Here is an 18166-nt window from a genome sequence, read left to right on the forward strand (position 1 = left end):
ATTGGTGATTGATTCACCTTACAAAAAATGAAAACGCTTTAATAACCAAAGGAGGCGAGAAGAATGAGGAAAACGAAAGGGTTTTGGAAACGGGCAATGGGGATGATGGTGATGGCCGCCTTGCTCATGACGGCGGGATGTGCGCAAAGTAACACATCGAGTGGATCCGGTTCAGATAAGGGCAATGGAGGAGGTTCAGGGGGATCGGTCAAAATCGGTTTTATTCTTTCGCAAACCGGTACGTTTGCTCCTCTATCCGAAGGGATCATCAACGGTTTTCAACTGTATTTAGAACAGCATAACGGGATGCTTGGTGGAAAGAAGGTTGAAATGAAGGTGGAAGATGATGAAGCGAACCCACAGGTGGCTTTGCGTAAATATCGGCAATTAGTTCATGGTGAAAAAGCTGATATCCTTGTAGGACCGATTTCTTCAGCGGTTGCGTATGCCTTGCGTGATGAAGTCGAAAAGGACAAAAAAGTGCTAATCGATGCCAACGCTGCTGGTGATGATCTTTCGTGGAGCAAAAAGAGCGATTACGTCTACCGTGTCTCATTCTCGAACTGGCAAAACGGTAGCAGCACCGCGAAATATTTAGCAGAACAAGTCGGCAAAAAAGCCGTTATCCTTGCTCCGGACTACCCAGCTGGGAAGGAAGTGCTTCGGGCGTTCAAGGTTACCTTTGAAGCAGCGGGTGGAAAAGTTTTGAAAGAAATTTATCCGAAGTTGAACACGAACGATTTCGCCCCGTATCTTCAGCAGGCGTCAGCGGAAAAACCGGATTTCATTTACGCGTTCTTTACTGGAAGCGACGGCATTCGGTTTATTACTCAGTATAAAGAATTTGGTTTGAAAGGGAAGATTCCGTTGACAGGTCCTCTGGAGTTTGGGGATGAGCTTTTAACTCAGCCTACTGGGGAAGCGGCTGAAGGCATCATCGCTGGGATTAACTATTCACCGTACTTAGACAACGAACAAAATAAACAATTTGTTGAAGCTTATAAAGAGAAATATGGAAAATTGCCAAATATTTTTGCCGTCCAAGGATACGACTCAGCGGCAGCGATTGATCAAGCGATAAATAAAGCTGGAAGTTTAAACTCTCAGGATTTGATTAAAGTCTTGAAAGGCATTTCTCTCGATAGCCCGCGTGGTAAAATTACGATCGATCCGGCAACACATAACCCAGTTCAAAATTTCTATATTTCAAAAAATGTTTTAAAAGACGGTGCCATCGTTCCCCAAATCATGGAGACCGTAGAGAATGTCAAGATGCCCGAGGACTCACCATTTTAATTCACCAGCAAGGAGGAGATGGTCGTCTCCTCCTTCCTAAAAAATTAGCACTAGAACTGAAAATTTAGAAAAAAAGGTGGGATGAGAGGTGTCTGCCATTCTAGCACAGTTGCTCACAGGAGTAGCCTATGGGATGCTCTATTTCATGATTGCCGCTGGTTTGACGATTATCCTTGGGGTCATGAATGTTGTGAATCTTGCTCACGGAACGCTGTTTATGCTTGGCGCTTATATTGCGTTTACGTTTATCAATGATGAACTAAGCTTTTGGATTTCTTTGCTTCTAGCTGTTTTTCTGACTGCTGTATTGGGATTAGTGCTGGAAAAATGGCTGATTAAGCCTGTATATGGCAAAGAGCTTGAACAAGTGTTGCTGACCTTCGGGTTAAGTTTTATCATTGCCGATACTGTTGAATGGATATGGGGCACGGAAATGCATACGCTTCCAACACCGGATTTGTTGAGTGGGTCATTATCCATTGGAAGCACGGAGTTTCCGGTGTATCGGCTGTTCGTTGTTTTGGTTGGGTGTTTATTGGCTTGGTTGCTATGGTACTTGGAAACGAAAACACGTATCGGAGCGATTATCCGCGCGGGTGTGGACGACCGTGCCATGGTTAGCGCACTTGGTGTTAATGTTGGACTTGTGTTTACTGGAGTGTTTGCTTTTGGAGCGGCGCTGGCAGGATTAAGCGGCGTATTGGGCGGGCCGTTGATCGGCATGTATACGGGCATGGACAATGAAATTCTTGTCACGTCCCTTATTGTCGTCGTCATTGGCGGACTGGGGTCATGGAAGGGCTCGTTTATTGGTGCGATTGCAGTCGGAGTGATTGAAACCTTTGGAAAAGTATGGTTCCCCTCTTTGTCTATGTTGATCGTGTTCCTCATCATGATGATGGTTCTTATCGTTCGACCGCAAGGGTTGTTTGGAAGAGAGGTGGTATAGAGTGAAAAAGTTGTTGTTTGGTGCTGTGTTGTTGATTGCTCTTGTTTTTGCTATGCCGCTCGTTTTGTCAGATTTCGGGATCAACTTGGCAACGGAGATCTACATTATGGCCATTTTTGCGATGAGCCTTGGGTTGATCATGGGCTATGCAGGAATGGTGTCGCTTGGGCACGCCGGTTTTTTTGGCATTGGTGCTTATACAGTGGCCGTTATCGGTCAGCACGTAGCAAATACATATTTGTTGCTTCTGCTGGCTGTGGTCATTTCAGGGCTTATTGCCTTAGTCACCGGAGTTGTGTTTATTCGTACGTCCAAGTTTTACTTTTTAATGATTACTCTCGCTTTTGGACAATTGTTGTATGTTTTGTTTTGGCAATTAAAGACTTGGACAGGCGGGGCAGACGGAATGTCCGTTTCCGCTGTCATGAATTTTGGGTTTGGAGAAATTGTATCTCCGAATGGTCTCTATTATGTCATGGGACTCGCTTTTGTCATTTCTTACTTTCTTTTGCACCTGTTTGTTGAATCACCAGCAGGAAGGATTACGAGAGGTGTGATGGAAAATGAGGCGCGAATGAGCGCTCTCGGTCATAACGTTCGAGCTTACAAACTGCTTGTTTATACATTGTCTGGATCATTGGCAGGACTGGCCGGTGCGCTCTATGCCTATTTTAATGTATTCGTTTCGCCGGATTTGTCCAGCTGGATGTTTTCTGGGCAAGTGATGGTGATGGCGATTATCGGCGGAGTAGGCACGTTGCTTGGGCCAGCACTTGGCGCCAGCATCTTTATTTACTTGCAAAACTTTATGAGCACGTATACCGAAAGATGGCCGATGATCATGGGAGTATTGCTTGTCGCTCTTGTTCTTGCTGGAAAAGGAGGGCTTATTCATTGGCTGCAAAACGGAAGGCGTCTTTTGGTTTCACGCAAACGGACCGGTGAGGCGGTTTCGCAACAGCCGGTAAAAAAGGGGGAGGCTGTCCATTGAGCTTGCTTAGAGTAGAAAACATTAGCAAGTCGTTTAAAACGTTGCAAGTGCTGCGCGATGTTTCTTTGGAGGTGAACCACGGGGAGCGCCATGTCATCATTGGACCGAACGGTGCTGGGAAAACGACGCTTTTCCATTGCATAACGAACATCCTGCCTATTGACACCGGTGCTGTGTATTTGGACGGAAAAGAGATCAGCAAACTTCCTGCCCATCATCTTGTCCATTTAGGTATGTCAAGGACGTTCCAAAAAAACAACTTATTTGGCGACTTGACAGTGGAAGAAAATATTCATTTGGCGCTTGCAGCAAAAAAAGTGTATCGGTACGATATTTTTTTACCACTGACTGCCCGGTCGGACATACGCAAGGAAACCAATGATATTTTGGAACAGTGGGAAATTTTCAGTCGTCGTCATGTAAAGGTAAAACATCTTTCTTATGGGGAGCAGCGATTGCTTGAAGTATTATTGGCCATGGCCAGCAATCCGAAGGTTCTTTTGCTCGACGAACCGACATCAGGAATGTCGCCGGCGGAAACGGCGCAGACAGCGGCAATGATTCAAAAGATGCCTCGCTCTATAGCGCTGGTGATTATTGAACACGATATGGACGTTGTCTTTGCCATTGCGGACCGCATCACAGTTCTGCACCATGGGGAAGTGGTGTTAAGCGGCTCCCCAGATGAGATCAGAAACAATGAGATGGTCAAAGAAATTTACTTTGGAGGAGGAGCGAAACAATATGCTTGAGCTCCAAGATGTTCACTCGTACTATGGAACGAGTTACATTCTTCAGGGAGTCAGCTTTTCTGTTCCAAAAGGAAAATGCGTCGCTTTGCTTGGACGGAACGGAGCAGGAAAAACGACTACCATTCATACAATTGTCGGGTTGCATAAGGCAAGACAAGGAAGCATTCGGTTCAAAGATCGATCGATTGAGTCGCTTCCTCCCCATCAAATTTCTCGCCTTGGCATCGGGTTTGTGCCGCAGGGGAGGAGAATCTTTCCGTCGTTGACGGTAAAAGAAAATTTGACGATGCCGGCGCGGAAACGAGAGCAGGAAGGACACGGCCATTGGGAGCTGGAGAATGTTTATCAGTTGTTTCCTGTCTTAAAGGAACGGGAGAACAACTTAGGCACGCAGTTGTCAGGCGGCCAGCAGCAAATGCTGGCGATTGGGCGAGCGCTGATGACCAATCCCGAGCTTTTGTTAATGGATGAACCGTCTGAAGGGCTGGCGCCGATCATTATTGACCAGGTTGGGGAGATTATCGTTCAGTTGAAAGAAGCGGGGTTGTCGATTTTGATTGTGGAGCAAAATATCGCCCTCGCCTGCAAAACAGCAGATGAAATTTTGGTCATGAATAAAGGGAAAATTGTATGGAGCGGTTCGCCGAATGAATTGATGGCCAATGAAGATGTCAGGCATAAGTATCTAGGGGTTTCGAGTTAGACATTTTTGATCAAAAACTGATGATTGCCACAGTATGCACATCCAACTTAATGTTGAGTTTGAAGGAAAAGGATCATCTTTCAGACTTGTTAGGTATTATCCAAAGAAATTGATAAAGCTGCTATTACGGGATGAGAGATTCCCACAGCATCGTTTCCTAATCAAGAGTAGCCATACGATTTCTAGTTTTATTTCATATAGAGGAATGCAAGGTTTCCATGCGAAACAATTTATGTATTAAAATAATATTAATAATATTTTTAATATTTAAAATAAAAGTTAATTTAATAATTGGGGGGAGGGGTTTAATGTTCGCTTGAGGTGAGCTATGGCGAATATAGGGAATAATAAACTGTCACGAGAAGAGGGGAAAGGGAGCTAGTGAAAAAAAGGGGGGGAGAAAGTGTTCGATAAATATACTACCGGCACCGCTTTTTTAGAGGCTCTGCAAGAAGCTGGTGTATCCTATATCTTTTGTAACTTAGGTAGCGATCATCCTGCGATTATAGAAGGTCTAGCAGAGGCTAGTCAGAAGGGGATCGAGCTTCCTAAAGTGATCACTTGTCCACATGAAATGGTAGCACTCAGTGCAGCGCATGGATTTGCGCAGGTTACTGGAAAGCCTCAGGCAGTTCTCGTGCATGTTGAATGTGGTACACAAAATCTTGGCGGAGCTATCCATAATGCGGCAAAAGGGAGAATCCCTGTACTCATTTTTGCTGGCGCTTCTCCTTTCACGCAGGAAGGAGAAATGGTGGGAAGTAGAAACGAGTTTATCCATTGGATACAGGATGTCTTTGATCAAAGAGGGATAGTAAGGGGATACGTTAAGTACAATAACGAAATTCGATCAGGAAAAAATGTAAAGCAATTGGTGCATCGGGCGTTACAGATTGCCCAAAGTGATCCAAAAGGTCCAGTATATTTAGTTGGACCTCGGGAGGTAATGGAAGAAGAAACTGGTAGAGTTACAGTTAATCCAGCGTTGTGGGAGCCGATTCGGCCATCCGCCCTCCCTGAGGAAGGGGCAAGGGAAATTGTGAGCAGTTTGGTAAACGCAGATAACCCGTTAATTATAACGTCCTATTTGGGGAGAAATGCTAAAGCGGTTGATGAACTTGTAGAGCTAAGTGATCGCTTGTCCATACCGGTTATTGAATCGGTTCCTAATTACATGAACTTTCCAAGCAATCATCCTATGCACTGTGGTTATTTATGGAACTCACAAGACCAAAATATGTTATTAACTAAAGCAGACGTTATACTAGTCTTAGATAGCGATGTACCGTGGATTCCTATAAAAAATAAGCCGCCAGAATATTGTAAAATTTACTATATTGACGTAGATCCTCTTAAAGAACAGATGCCATTATGGTACATTCCCTCTCAGCACTTTTTTAGGGCGGACTCCTTTACAGCATTGAAACAACTAAATGGGTTATTGCGGCAAACTCCTGTAAATTGGGATGCAGTACAGAAAAGATATAAGTGGGTCGAGCGGATTCATCACGAGCAACGAAAGGAATGGAAAGAAAAAGAGTCGTATAGGGAGGGCATCATTACCCCTGAGTATTTAACTGCGTGCATTAGGGAACTTGTTGATGATAACACGATTATCGTTAATGAAGGAATCTCTAATTATGAAACGATATATAGACATATTGGAGCGACAAAGCCTGGATCTATTATCGGAAGTGGTGCAGGCTCACTAGGATGGAACGGTGGAGCTAGCATAGGAGTAAAATTGGCCTTGCCGCATAAGAAGGTTATTAACTTAACAGGAGATGGAAGCTATTTATTTAGCATCCCTTCTACTGTTCACTGGATGGCTAGAAGATATCAAACTCCATTTTTGACTGTTATATACAACAACAAAGGATGGAAATCTCCTAAATTATCCACATTAGGCGTGCATCCGAACGGGGCAGCACGAAAAATAAATGAATTTTGGGTGAGTTTTGAGCCATCTGCAGACCTGGCAAAAATCGCAGAGGCAGCCGGAGGAGCTTACGCTAGGACTGTTAAAAGCCCTGATGAACTGAAAGATGCCTTACAGAGTGGGTTAAGGGCATTGGAAGAGGGGAGAGCGGCTGTATTGGACGTTCATCTTCCTACTGTCCAAGAAGAGTGGTAACATTATGAGAAGCTTCGGTCGTAAAGGAGGTAATATACTTCTAACCTGTCCAAGTAGGTTGGCTTTTTGCAGTCGCGCGAATATTAAAGTTATTAGGGGGATCAAGATGCGTCAGGTCAATGCATTGGAAGTTGCGGCGACTAGTAAGTTTAATAAATTTCACCTTATGGTCTATCTATGGTGTTTTTTTGCAATTACTTTTGATGGATATGACATTGCTTTATATGGAGTAAGCTTGCCTTTACTCATGAAAGAATGGAATTTGACAGTGGTTCAGGCCGGCGCTATAGGAAGCTATTCACTGATCGGAATGATAATCGGTGCGTTAGTATTTGCTCCTTTAGCAGACAAAATAGGAAGAAAAAAAGTGTTGATCATATGTATGACCATATTCAGTATCTTTACATTTCTAGGTGGAGTAATTGATAGTCCTATTGCTTTTACTATTATGCGCTTTATTGCTGCATTAGGAATTGGTGGGTTACCAGCTAATGCTATTTCTTTAATGACAGAGTACTCCCCGAAGGCGAACAGGGCGATTATTGTCGCCACAATGTACTGTGGATACTCTATCGGTGGGATCCTAGTATCGTTGCTAGGAATATATGCAGTTCCGGAAGTAGGATGGAGAATTCTGTATTGGGTCGGTGGGTTTCCGCTGCTGGTTCTTCCGTTTCTCCTAAAACAGTTCCCAGAATCTCTTTCATTTTACATTTTGAAAAGACAAACCAAGAAACTGAGTAGCATCTTAAATCGTATAAATCCCCTTGGTGATTATACGGAAGAAGATGATTATTGTTTTGAAGAGATTCAAAATGAGTCCAAGGGATTTCCAGTCAAAAAGTTGTTTGAAAAACAACGGGCCATTAGCACCTTTGCCTTTTGGATCGCTGTATTTAGTTGTTTATTAATGGTATACGGCTTAAATACATGGCTTCCGAAAATTATGCAACAGTCTGGTTATGGTCTTTCATCGGGATTGGTATTCAATATAGTTCTATGTATAGGTCAAGTTGCTGGTTCGTTGATCGGTGGTTTCTTAGCGGGAAAGCTCGGTCATAGAAAAGTATTAGTTTCGATGTATATATTAGGGGCAGTATGTTTCGTGATTTTGGGAGCGACTTCAAATCTGTTTATGTTATACGTACTTGTAGCTATGGGGGGAGCATGCACAGTCGGCACACAAAATTTAGCCAATCCTTATATCTCAGAGTATTATCCTAAGGAAGCAAGGGCTACAGGAATCGGATGGGCGTTAGGGGTTGGCAGAATTGGTGCTGTCGTAGCTCCTACGTTGATCGCCTTAATTTTAGCGGTAGGACTTGCGCCACAAAAAACATTTATGGTTTTCGCAGTTCCAAGTATAATAGGTGCTCTCGCCTTACTTTGCGTTCAGGAGAGATTTGGGAGTTTTGATAATGTGGGCAATTCCAGTCATTTGAAACAACTACCCTCTCGGGTGTCCGAAACAAATAATATAACTCTATGAGGTAGAGGATCCGCTTGTGGTCTCACGGTTGAAAGCGTTATCTATATAAGTTGCAATTTTGTTTTACATGGCATTGTTCGATCTTCTTGTTACCGTGCCAGCTTGTCAGGTGATAAAGACGAGGCATGGAGATCGGAAATTCTTTATTACAACTTATATATTATTGAAAGAAATTAAAATTATTAGATTTATAAACATGATAGAGGGAGTGAAAGAAGATGGAACGGTACGAACAATGGAACAAAAGCTTTATTAATGGAGAATGGGTGGAAGGAGAAAGCGGCCGTACCTATGATATTTTGAATCCGTATGATCGATCGGTTATTGCCTCTATCCCGTTGGCTACAGCAGAACAGCTTCATCGGGCATTTGAAGCGGCGAGCGAAGCGCAAAAGGAGTGGGGGCGTTCTTCAGCGGGCCAACGAAAAGAAGTGTTGCACAAAGCGATGGCCTATTTGCAAGCAAATCGTGAGGAGATCGTCGACTTGATTGTCCGCGAAACAGGCGGAACACTGCTGAAAGCGAACGTGGAGTTTCATTTGGCGCTTGAGCTTTTGGAAGAGGCGCTACATTATGTTGATGAGGTTGGAGCTGTAAAAGAGGTGCCTTCTAACATAGAGGGGAAAGTCAACTACATTTATCGGTTGCCGTTAGGGGTGATTGCTTCCATTTCTCCATTTAACTTCCCGTTAAATTTATCGCTGCGCACGATTGTTCCTGCGATTGCCTTGGGCAATACCGTCGTGCATAAACCCGATATTCAAGTTGGACTCGTCGGGGGTGTGGTGATTGCTCGAGCGTTTGAGTACGCTGGGCTGCCGAAAGGGGTATTGAACGTTTTGTTAACCGACATTGATGAGATTGGCGATGAGATGTTGACCAATCCACATTCACGCCTTATCAGTTTTACCGGGTCGACGACGGTAGGCAGACGAATTGGTGAGATTGCCGGCAGACAGTTAAAACGAGTGGCATTGGAATTAGGGGGAAATAGTCCGTTTGTTGTTTTATCCGATGCGGATGTAGATCAAGCAGTGAATGCAGCGATTTTTGGCAAGTTTATTCATCAAGGACAAATTTGCATGATCATCAACCGCATTATTGTCCATGAAAGCAAATATAACGAATTCGTCGAGAAGTTCGTGCAAAGGGCGGCTGCGCTTCCGTGCGGCGATCCGCGCGACCCAAGCACCGTGATTGGGCCAATCATCAACGAAAAGCAAATGCAAAAGGCGCTGCAGATGATTGAAGAAGCCAAGCGGGAAGGAGTCCGAGTGGCCTTGGAAGGAAAGCGGATCGGCAATGTGTTGACCCCATATGTGTTTGTTGATGTCGATCCAGCAAGCAAGCTCGCCCAAACAGAACTGTTTGCCCCCATTGCGGTGGTGATTAAAGCGAAAACAGACGAAGAGGCAATCTCCATTGCTAACCAAACGGAATACGGACTCAGTTCCGCTATTTTTACGGGTGATATTGAAAAAGGAAAAGAGTGGGCGTTGCAAATTGACAGCGGAATGACACACATTAACGATCAGACGGTTAATGACGCTCCAAACATTCCGTTTGGCGGCAATAAAGCAAGCGGCTTAGGCCGTTTTGGAAATCCGTGGGTGGTCGATGAATTTACGACAGTGAAATGGGTGTCCGTGCAGACGAAGGCAAGAACGTATCCATTTTAATTAAGGGAAAGCCTGGGAGATCAGGTTTAGTCGGATCTTCCAGGCTTTTTGTAATAATATGGAAGAAGTCCATCTTTTTCGTCATTGGTTGCACTTGGTTAGAGAAAGCTTTATTCATAATATCCAAGCAGCAATGAAATGTCGCGGGCGGCTTGGCAAGCGAGCTGAACCAAACGGAGAATGTTTGCTTGAGTAATCCGCTGATTTGGCCCGACGATGCTGACGGCGGCGACGACTTCACCGGAATAGTCGCGAATAGGGGCGGCGATGCTTGTCGCTCCTTCATGGAGTTCATCGATGCAGACGGCGTACCCTTGCTGGCGGATGGCTGCTAACTGGCGGATAAACTCGTTTTGGTCGGTCACCGAGTTCGGTCCGTATTTTGGCAACCCGCGGCGGAGAATGCTTTCTACTATCGATTTCGGACTGAATGCTAGAATGACTTTACCCGAGCTTGTGCACGTACACGGGTTGCTTCGGCCGATATGAGAGAGCAGGCGCACTGGGTGCGGGCATTCTATTTTGTACAGGTAAACAATTCGATCGTCTTCCAATACAGATAAATGAACAGCTTCATTAGCCTCTTTCATCAAAGATTCCAGGATCGGAACGGCGTCTTGAAATATTTCGGTATGCAAATCAACCACTCCGCTTAAATGCAAAATGGAAAGGCCAAGGCGGTATTTGCGAGTTTTTTTATTTTGTTCAAGAAATCCTTCTTTTTCTAATAGCGTGGCTAATCGATGTACGGTCGTCTTGTGCAGCCCGAGTCGTTGAGCCATCTCCGTAACGCCTAGTTCCGACGTTTCAACAGAAAATAAACGCAAAATGCGCATCCCGTTTTTTACAGAGGAAAGAGTATCAGTCGCTTTTTCCAAAGTAAGGATCCTCCTTTTGTTTTTTCATCACATCTGTGCTTGTTCTATAAGTTCGATGGATCGTTTTTACAGTTTGGCAGAAATCGCATGGGCTGTTTGCATGACAAGCTGTACGAGATGAGGGATGGAACGGTCATTGATGCGTTGGATTGGTCCGGCGATGGAAACAGAGTAGCGCACCTCACCGTTACGGTGACGAATGGGAGCACTGATTGACGTCACCCCTTCATGAAGTTCTTCTTTGCTGATGGCATAGCCTTGTTGTTTTACTTGCGTTAATTTTTCACGAAGCGCCGATGGCGAGGTGATCGTTCTTGGTGTAAACGAAGGAAGTCCACGGGCGATGATGCGGTCGATCGTTTCCCTCGGCTGATAAGCAAGAATGGCTTGACCGGTGCTTGTGCAAAACGCTGGATTTTTTTTGCCTACGTAAGAAAGAAGGCGAACCGGATGATCACATTCTACTTTGTGCAAATAAATGACATCAGCACCGTGCAGCGTGGCGATATGTGCGCTTTCTCCTGATACCGAAACAAGTTCTTGCAAGAAAGGAAGAGCAGTCTGGCAAATCGGAAAGCGGGAATGAATGATTTTTCTCATTGCTAGTAAAGAAGCACCGAGGGAATATAGATTCGTTTTCGCGTCTTTTTTGACAAATCCCTCGCTTTTTAACGTTTGCAGCAGCCGGTGGGCGGCGCTTTTGCTGATATTCAGCCTCTCGGAAATATCGATGATGCTAAGTTCTGTTTCATCCATCGAAAACAGCTGCAGCAGTCTCAACGCATTTTCTAACGACGAAAAAGACGTTCGAGTTTTGCGCACTCCCATGAGTTTCCCCTCCTCCTTCGCTCAAAAGAAATCGTTTTCAAAAAATCTTGCGATGTTTCGTATAGAGAAATACAAAACTTTTATATGGGACAATAATAGTATAACATAACTTTCAGAACGTTTTAAATATTATCAACTTCATTAAGAACAAAATAGAAAAGAGGGGATGGGAAACGGGATGGGGTTGTCGGTTCGGGAGATGGAACTCGATTTAAAGCAGTATCAGCTGCAAAAAATCAATGAATTGCTCATCTTTGTCACCCAGTTTAACGAGTTTTATAAGGAGAAGTTCCGCAGCCTTTGTTTGCCGATCCGGACGATGGATGAGTTCCGGAAATTGCCGTTTACAACGAAAGAAGAGCTTGTGCAAGACCAACAGCTTTACCCGCCATTTGGCCGGAATCACTGTTACCCGGAAACGAGTTATGTCCGCTACCACCAAACATCAGGCACTTCCGGCAAGCCGCTCAAAATTTTGGATACAGAAGAAAGCTGGAACTGGTGGCGGGATTGTTGGGTTGAAGTGTTGAAATCAAGCGGAGTGACAAATCGAGACCGCTTGTTTTTGGCGTTTTCGTTCGGACCGTTTATCGGTTTTTGGTCCGCCTATGAGGCGGCGAAAAAAATGGGGGCGCTTGTTATCCCAGGAGGCGGACAGTCATCGAAGGAGCGATTGTACAGCATGATTGAAAATCAAGCGACCGTATTGCTTTGTACGCCAAGCTATGCCCTTCATTTAGCCGAGGTGGCTGAGGAGATGGGCATTGATTTACCATCGACGTCGGTTAGAGCCATCATCACCGCAGGAGAGCCGGGCGGATCAGTGCCATCAACGCGAGAGCAGATTGAAACGCGCTGGGGAGCTGCCGTGTACGATCATGCCGGGATGACGGAAATGGGAGCGTACGGTTACTCCTGTTCGGTCCGAAACGGGCTTCATATTAACGAAGCACAATTTCTGGCGGAAATTATCGATCCAGAAACACTGCAACCAGTGAAAGAAGGGGAGCGCGGAGAACTCGTGCTCACCAACTTCAGCCGTTACGGTTACCCACTGATCCGTTATCGGACGAGAGATATCGTGCTTTGTTCGTCAGCGCCATGTTCTTGTGGTAATCCGTATCGCTTTTTGCCGGGAGGGATCATTGGACGGGCTGACGACATGGTTGTTGTTCGTGGTGTCAATATTTTCCCATCGTCGATTGAAACGGTTGTCAGGGAATTTATAGAGATTAAAGAATTTCGCATTGTCTATTATACAGAGCACAAAATGAATCAAGTAAAAGTGCAAATCGAGTCGGAAGCGGATGTCGAACGGCGTTTAGCCGACCGCCTCAGAGAACGGATCGGCATCCGAATTGATGTCGAACGGGTCGCGCCGGGATCATTGCCCCGTTTTTCGATGAAGGCCAAGCGAGTCATCGATGAGCGCAATCACCAACAACAAGTGGGTTAATTGAGTAAGGAAACAAAAGTCATAGGAAAGAAGGGAGAAGGGACGATGAGCCAAGCTAACGTTCAACGGCGCCCTGTTCTCGTTGTCGGGGCGGGACCGATCGGAATGACTGCTGCTTTAGCATTGCGTCATGTCGGACTTCCCGCGACCATATTGGAAGCGGAACCAAAAGACCGCCTTCGCCCAGGAAGTCGGGCAATCTATTTTCATAAGGCGACATTGCAGCATTTAGAGGATATTTCTCCCGGGCTAGGCAGAACCTTTGCCCAACATGGCATCGTATGGCCGATTAAGCGCACATTGTTCCGCGGCAAGGAAGTGTATGTAAAGCGATATCCGTCTCCTGATCCGAACGCGCTTCCGCCGTTTACGAGTTTGCCGCAGGTGGAAGCGGAAAAATTTTTGTATAACGCCTGCCTTGAGGAGGGGGTCGAATTCGTCTGGGAGACGCCGGTTTCCAATGTCCAGACCGATGAGGAAGGAGTCACTGTCATCACCGCATCCGGTGAACGGTGGTCGTGCGATTATCTCATTGCTGCTGACGGAGCGCGCTCGACCGTCCGCCAATCGGTCGGCATTGAAATGGAAGGGCCGCGGACGAAAGATTATTTTGTTGTCGTCGATGTGAAGGAAGATGAAGCGGATCCGTTGCCGCTCGAGCGAGTGTTTCATTATCAACACCCGGCTGTGGATGGGCGCAACGTCCTCTTTGTACCGTTTGCTGGTGGATGGCGCATTGACTTGCAGCTGCTTGATGGGGATGACCCGGAACAGTTCGGCAGTGTGGAAGGCGTGAAACAATGGCTGCCGAAAGTGATGCCGGACAAATACGCAGACCGCATCACATGGGTGTCAACGTACCGCTTTTTCCAAGTGGTTGCTAAATCACTTACCGACCGCCATCATCGTGTGCTGTTAGCCGGGGAGGCTGCGCACTTGTTTGCCCCGTTTGGCGCCCGCGGCATGAACTCCGGCGTGCCGGATGCGATCATGGCGGCGAAAGCGATTCGGGCCGCTCTTGACACAGAAGACCGCGAAGAAGCAAAAGCAGCCATTGCGGCAGCGGCCAACGAGCGGCTGATCGCGGCAAGATACAATCGCGATTGCGCAGGCATCGCCTTAGAGCATATTCAAGGCACCGATCCGGCCATTCATCTGAAGCGTGAAGTAGCAGCTTCGCTTGCTCCGATTTTGCCAAGTCTCGGCAAATGGCTTGATGAAGGACCGTATGGACCGAAATCGGGCCCGCCGCAACTGTCGACGAAATATTGAACAGGAGGAAACGCGATGGAGTACGCTTTTCAAGTTCGCTGGGGGGATACCGACGCGGCAGGCATCGTCTTTTACCCGAATTTTTATAAGTGGATGGACGAAGCGTCTCACCACTTTTTCGCCAGCCTTGGGCATTCGACATGGAAATGGTTTCAAGAGGAGCGAATCGGGATACCGATTGTGGAAGCGAAATGTCAGTTTCTTGCCCCGCTCTTTTTTGAAGATCACGTTTGTGTGAAGTCATCTATCGCTGATCTGCGAGAAAAATCGTTCCGCATCCAGCATCAGTTTTTCCGCGGGGACCAGCTTGTGGCTGACGGGTATGAGGTGCGGGTGTGGACGACATTCGCTGGAGGCAGGCCGAAAGCCGCTCCCATCCCGGCGGAGCTTCGTGAGAACGTGCGGCAGACGGCGGCCATGATCACACATAAGGAGGGACAAGGATGAAAATCATCAACTACCGATTGGGGGATGCGGTGCGCGCTGGGTGCATCGTTGAAGACAAAGTCATCGATCTCCATCAAGCGTATGTGGCCCGGTTAAAAGCCGATGGGCATCCGCGCGCCGAGCAACTTGCCGCCGCGCTTGTTCCAACCGATACCATCGGGCTGCTTGAAGGCGGAGAGAAAAGTTTGGAAGAGGCGCAAAAAGCGGTTGAATTCGCCTTGGCACATGGGCTGACGATCGACCGCGCCCATGTCAAAATGGAAGCGCCGGTGTTAAAGCCAAACAAAATCATTTGCGTCGGCCATAATTACCGTGAGCATATTCTCGAAATGAAACGAGAACTGCCTGAATACCCTGTCATTTTTGCCAAGTTTAGCAATGCGATCATCGGTCCGGAAGATGACATCCCGTTGCCGCCGATCACGAGTCAGCTCGATTACGAGGCGGAATTTGCGTTCGTCATCGGCAAACGAGCGCGGAATGTAAAGCAGGCGGATGCGCTCGAGTATGTGGCCGGGTATACGATTGTCAATGATGTGACAGCACGGGACTTGCAACGGCGGACGATCCAATGGCTGCAAGGAAAAACGCTCGATGGGAGCGCGCCGATGGGACCATGGCTTGTAACAAAAGATGAAATTCCCGATCCGCATTCCTTAGAAATTTCATTGAGTGTTAATGGAGAAGAACGCCAACGGTCGAATACGAAAAACTTGGTGTTTAGTGTTCATTATCTTGTAGAATTTTTGTCGCATATCATGACGCTTGAACCGGGCGATGTCATTTGCACCGGAACGCCGGGCGGCGTCGGCGTTGCCCGCAATCCGCAAGTCTTTTTGCAGCACGGGGATATTGTGCGTATTGAAGTGGAGAACATTGGCGTACTCGAGAACCGGGTCGCCGCTGTACCGAGTCCGATGGAGGTGGAATCGTCATGCCATTGATCGAGCAATACCGCCAAGAAATTAAAGAGTCGGTCGAGAAGATCATCCAAAAAGTTGGCACGTTGACAGAAGAAGAGATCCGCTGGAAACCGTCTGCCGACGAATGGTCCATCATGGAAATCCTTTGTCACGTTGAAGAAGTGATCGGCTACTGGATAAGGGAACTTGTTCGTGTCATTCAAGCTGGCGGCTGCGAGTGGGGACGGGGGCTCAATGATGAAGCGAGGCTAGCGGCGGTTCGCCAAGCGGACGTCCGCCATGTCGATGAGGTGATTCACGGGATTCAGGAGGCGGCGGAATTGGCCGATCAACAACTGGCGGCGCTAAATGACGAACAGTTGGCGTTGGAAGCGCCACACCGCAATCCGAAATTTGGCGTGAAGCCGATGACGTTTTTAATTGAGCATTTTTTGACTGAACATTTGACTGGCCATTTACGCCAAATTGAACGAAATTTGCATAAATATGAAGCTATGCAATCGAAACAATGAGGAGGGGGAATTTTTATGGCAGAAATGAATCCGTTTTTTCAAAGTAAAGAGGTGAAAGATTTTACGAAAAAAATTGAACAGTATCATTTAGGTCCGCTTTGGGAGGCAATCCCGGATTTGATGCATACAGAACCGAGGCCGGAAGCAGTGCCGTACTTATGGAAGGGAGAAACGATCCGCGAATTACTTCTGGAGGCCACGCAAATTTTCACACCAGAGCGCGGCGGAGAACGGCGAGCCATTTACTTGCAAAATCCCGGGCTCAAGCAGCGGCAGCCCTGGGGATGGGCATCAACGACCAACACGCTATATGCGGCTGTTCAACTTATTTTGCCGGGTGAAACAGCACCGTCGCATCGCCATACACAAAGCGCCATGCGGTTTATCACAGACGGAAAAGGGGCGTATTCGATCGTCCAGGGCGAACGTCTGTTTATGGAAGAAGGAGATTTTCTCATCACCCCAGGCGGATTATGGCATGGCCATAGCCACCCGGGGGAAGAGCCGATGTTCTGGATGGATTGTTTAGATATCCCATTTATTTATTCGACAGGCGGTACATTCTTTGAACCGTACCCGGATGGCATTGAGCAGCCGTCGCTTCCGGATGATTACTCGGCGCGCAAGTATCGCGGCGGCATGGTTCGGCCGATTGGCGACCGGAAGCCGCAAGTCGCACCGCTTGGGTTGTACAAGTGGAAACAGACTGAAGCGGCATTGACGGGGTTAAGTGATTTTGAACCGGATCCGTATGATGGCATTGGGGTCGAGTACATTAATCCATCAAATGGTCATACGGCCAACCCGAACATTGCTGCTTGGATGCAAAAATTGCCAGTCGGCTATCACTCAAAGGCGCACCGCCACACGTATTCAGCGATTTATCACGTGTTCAAAGGCGAAGGATATACAGTCATTAACGGTGTCCGGTTCAACTGGACAAAAGGCGACTATTTCGTCATTCCGAACTGGGCCTGGCATGAACATGTGAACACGTCCAATGAGGATGCGCTTCTCTTCTGCGCCAATGATTTGCCGATTATGGAAAAACTGGGGTTGCAGCGTGAAGAAGCGTACCCGTATAACAACGGATATCAATCAGTTGTCGGGGAGTTCGAGGCAGAGGCGGTAAGCAGTTAAATGCCGTTCCCTTGCGATCGGCAGCTGTAGGGGGTATAAATAAGGAGGGGGACGATGAGCACAGTTTCTGAAAAGGGAACCAATCAGACAGCCACAACGATGACGGAAAATGCAGCAGTCCGCCGTTTGCTCGACCGTTTTATAAATATCGATTGGCTTTCTTCGCTTGGCCAGCAGGGAGATGAACAGGTTGAACAGTCGCTCCGCCAATTTGCTGATTTTTTCGGCGTTCATCACGTCGGGGTGAAGTGGCTGGCTGAACAAGAATTGCGATCGTCAATCGAGGCCATTCGTCTTGAAGAGGATAGCATTTGGCAAGCGCTGCGGCATGTTCCTGATCAATTCAAGCGCCAGGCTGAACAGGCAGGAAGATTGGAAGCGCTTTTGGTGCTGGCCGATGAGGTGCCGGCTGCGGTTTTTCAACACAGTTTTGACCCGTTATTTGCGGTGTTACGTCCGTATGGAGATAATGTTGTCATTACCGCGGTCGGCTATATGATGTACATCGGTGGAATGGCTTGTGCTTGGGAACTATTGTCTGATCTTGAAGGATGGGAGACAAATCCGTTTCACTTTCTCATTGCTGTGCTAGAACGCGGTCACTGGCCGTTAGGGGTTATCAACGACCAGTTTGTTGTTATTTAGATGATAGGAAAAGCCCAAGAGATCCGTTACGGAAACTCTCTTGGGCTTCTTTTATGGCCGCGAGAGATCCCG

The 18166-nt window shown here is 46.9% G+C and carries 17 protein-coding genes; 15 read left to right on the plus strand and 2 right to left on the minus strand.

Features of this window, described 5'->3' with window-relative positions; genetic code table 11:
* The first annotated feature begins 63 nt into the window (after window positions 1–63).
* The 8 genes from ETC05_RS02920 to ETC05_RS02955 all read left to right on the plus strand — a co-directional run bounded on the left by ETC05_RS02920 (window position 64) and on the right by ETC05_RS02955 (window position 9993).
* Window positions 64–1296, plus strand: coding sequence for an ABC transporter substrate-binding protein (locus ETC05_RS02920; protein ID WP_171660330.1), 1233 nt, complete (start codon window positions 64–66; stop codon window positions 1294–1296).
* 88 nt (window positions 1297–1384) lie between these two features.
* Window positions 1385–2245 carry a branched-chain amino acid ABC transporter permease gene (locus ETC05_RS02925; RefSeq protein WP_031409965.1) on the plus strand — a complete coding sequence of 287 codons (861 nt, stop codon included), beginning with the start codon at window positions 1385–1387 and terminating at the stop codon, window positions 2243–2245.
* Between the two features lies 1 nt (window position 2246).
* Window positions 2247–3236: a branched-chain amino acid ABC transporter permease gene (locus tag ETC05_RS02930; protein WP_171660331.1), complete on the plus strand. Its 990-nt coding sequence runs from the start codon at window positions 2247–2249 to the stop codon at window positions 3234–3236.
* Entirely contained in the window at window positions 3233–3988 is a 756-nt protein-coding gene (locus tag ETC05_RS02935; protein ID WP_171660332.1) for an ABC transporter ATP-binding protein, read from the plus strand. Before ETC05_RS02930 ends, ETC05_RS02935 begins: the two co-directional genes overlap by 4 nt.
* The gene (locus tag ETC05_RS02940) at window positions 3981–4691 is read left to right on the plus strand and encodes an ABC transporter ATP-binding protein (RefSeq protein ID WP_171660333.1); all 711 of its coding nucleotides are present in this window, start codon (window positions 3981–3983) and stop codon (window positions 4689–4691) included. The genes ETC05_RS02935 and ETC05_RS02940 overlap by 8 nt, the downstream gene beginning before the upstream one ends.
* A 403-nt stretch (window positions 4692–5094) precedes the next feature.
* Window positions 5095–6825 (plus strand): thiamine pyrophosphate-requiring protein, encoded by a 1731-nt coding sequence (locus tag ETC05_RS02945; RefSeq protein ID WP_171660334.1) that lies wholly within the window; start codon window positions 5095–5097, stop codon window positions 6823–6825.
* Window positions 6826–6925: 100 nt separating this feature from the next.
* Window positions 6926–8314, plus strand: a complete 1389-nt coding sequence (locus ETC05_RS02950) for an MFS transporter (protein WP_171660408.1) — start codon at window positions 6926–6928, stop codon at window positions 8312–8314.
* Between the two features lie 218 nt (window positions 8315–8532).
* Window positions 8533–9993: an aldehyde dehydrogenase family protein gene (locus tag ETC05_RS02955; protein ID WP_031409953.1), complete on the plus strand. Its 1461-nt coding sequence runs from the start codon at window positions 8533–8535 to the stop codon at window positions 9991–9993.
* Between the two features lie 110 nt (window positions 9994–10103).
* On the opposite strand, the gene ETC05_RS02960 is transcribed toward ETC05_RS02955, so the two are convergent.
* Both ETC05_RS02960 and ETC05_RS02965 read right to left on the minus strand, forming a co-directional pair.
* The gene (locus tag ETC05_RS02960) at window positions 10104–10871 is read right to left on the minus strand and encodes an IclR family transcriptional regulator (RefSeq protein ID WP_171660335.1); all 768 of its coding nucleotides are present in this window, start codon (window positions 10869–10871) and stop codon (window positions 10104–10106) included.
* A 66-nt stretch (window positions 10872–10937) separates the two neighbouring features.
* On the minus strand, window positions 10938–11699 hold the full coding sequence (locus ETC05_RS02965; RefSeq protein WP_171660336.1) for an IclR family transcriptional regulator: 762 nt from the start codon (window positions 11697–11699) through the stop codon (window positions 10938–10940).
* 166 nt (window positions 11700–11865) lie between these two features.
* Between ETC05_RS02965 and ETC05_RS02970 the strand changes: the two genes are divergently transcribed.
* Genes ETC05_RS02970 through ETC05_RS03000 form a run of 7 tightly spaced genes read left to right on the plus strand, consistent with a single transcriptional unit; the run spans window position 11866 to window position 18094 of the window.
* Window positions 11866–13155: a phenylacetate--CoA ligase family protein gene (locus tag ETC05_RS02970; protein ID WP_253263924.1), complete on the plus strand. Its 1290-nt coding sequence runs from the start codon at window positions 11866–11868 to the stop codon at window positions 13153–13155.
* 45 nt (window positions 13156–13200) lie between these two features.
* Window positions 13201–14427: an FAD-dependent monooxygenase gene (locus tag ETC05_RS02975; RefSeq protein ID WP_171660337.1), complete on the plus strand. Its 1227-nt coding sequence runs from the start codon at window positions 13201–13203 to the stop codon at window positions 14425–14427.
* 15 nt (window positions 14428–14442) lie between these two features.
* Entirely contained in the window at window positions 14443–14874 is a 432-nt protein-coding gene (locus tag ETC05_RS02980) for an acyl-CoA thioesterase (protein WP_031409944.1), read from the plus strand.
* Entirely contained in the window at window positions 14871–15818 is a 948-nt protein-coding gene (locus ETC05_RS02985; RefSeq protein ID WP_031409942.1) for a fumarylacetoacetate hydrolase family protein, read from the plus strand. Before ETC05_RS02980 ends, ETC05_RS02985 begins: the two co-directional genes overlap by 4 nt.
* Window positions 15809–16309 (plus strand): DinB family protein, encoded by a 501-nt coding sequence (locus tag ETC05_RS02990; RefSeq protein ID WP_031409941.1) that lies wholly within the window; start codon window positions 15809–15811, stop codon window positions 16307–16309. The genes ETC05_RS02985 and ETC05_RS02990 overlap by 10 nt, the downstream gene beginning before the upstream one ends.
* Before the next feature lie 15 nt (window positions 16310–16324).
* Complete coding sequence (locus ETC05_RS02995) at window positions 16325–17449, plus strand: cupin domain-containing protein (RefSeq protein ID WP_171660338.1); 1125 nt, start codon at window positions 16325–16327, stop codon at window positions 17447–17449.
* A gap of 54 nt (window positions 17450–17503) precedes the next feature.
* Window positions 17504–18094, plus strand: coding sequence for a hypothetical protein (locus ETC05_RS03000; protein ID WP_171660339.1), 591 nt, complete (start codon window positions 17504–17506; stop codon window positions 18092–18094).
* Window positions 18095–18166: the final 72 nt, after the last annotated feature.

The organism is Geobacillus sp. BMUD (assembly GCF_013096845.1).
GTDB classification, from domain to species: domain Bacteria; phylum Bacillota; class Bacilli; order Bacillales; family Anoxybacillaceae; genus Geobacillus; species Geobacillus vulcani.

Coding starts and splice junctions, on each gene's coding strand:
- ETC05_RS02975 (WP_171660337.1), top strand. CDS start 13,201: ATGAGCCAAGCTAACGTTCAACGGCGCCCTGTTCTCGTTGTCGGGGCG.
- ETC05_RS03000 (WP_171660339.1), top strand. CDS start 17,504: ATGAGCACAGTTTCTGAAAAGGGAACCAATCAGACAGCCACAACGATG.
- ETC05_RS02985 (WP_031409942.1), top strand. CDS start 14,871: ATGAAAATCATCAACTACCGATTGGGGGATGCGGTGCGCGCTGGGTGC.
- ETC05_RS02940 (WP_171660333.1), top strand. CDS start 3,981: ATGCTTGAGCTCCAAGATGTTCACTCGTACTATGGAACGAGTTACATT.
- ETC05_RS02970 (WP_253263924.1), top strand. CDS start 11,866: ATGGGAAACGGGATGGGGTTGTCGGTTCGGGAGATGGAACTCGATTTA.
- ETC05_RS02955 (WP_031409953.1), top strand. CDS start 8,533: ATGGAACGGTACGAACAATGGAACAAAAGCTTTATTAATGGAGAATGG.
- ETC05_RS02965 (WP_171660336.1), bottom strand. CDS start 11,699: ATGGGAGTGCGCAAAACTCGAACGTCTTTTTCGTCGTTAGAAAATGCG.
- ETC05_RS02920 (WP_171660330.1), top strand. CDS start 64: ATGAGGAAAACGAAAGGGTTTTGGAAACGGGCAATGGGGATGATGGTG.
- ETC05_RS02980 (WP_031409944.1), top strand. CDS start 14,443: ATGGAGTACGCTTTTCAAGTTCGCTGGGGGGATACCGACGCGGCAGGC.
- ETC05_RS02990 (WP_031409941.1), top strand. CDS start 15,809: ATGCCATTGATCGAGCAATACCGCCAAGAAATTAAAGAGTCGGTCGAG.
- ETC05_RS02995 (WP_171660338.1), top strand. CDS start 16,325: ATGGCAGAAATGAATCCGTTTTTTCAAAGTAAAGAGGTGAAAGATTTT.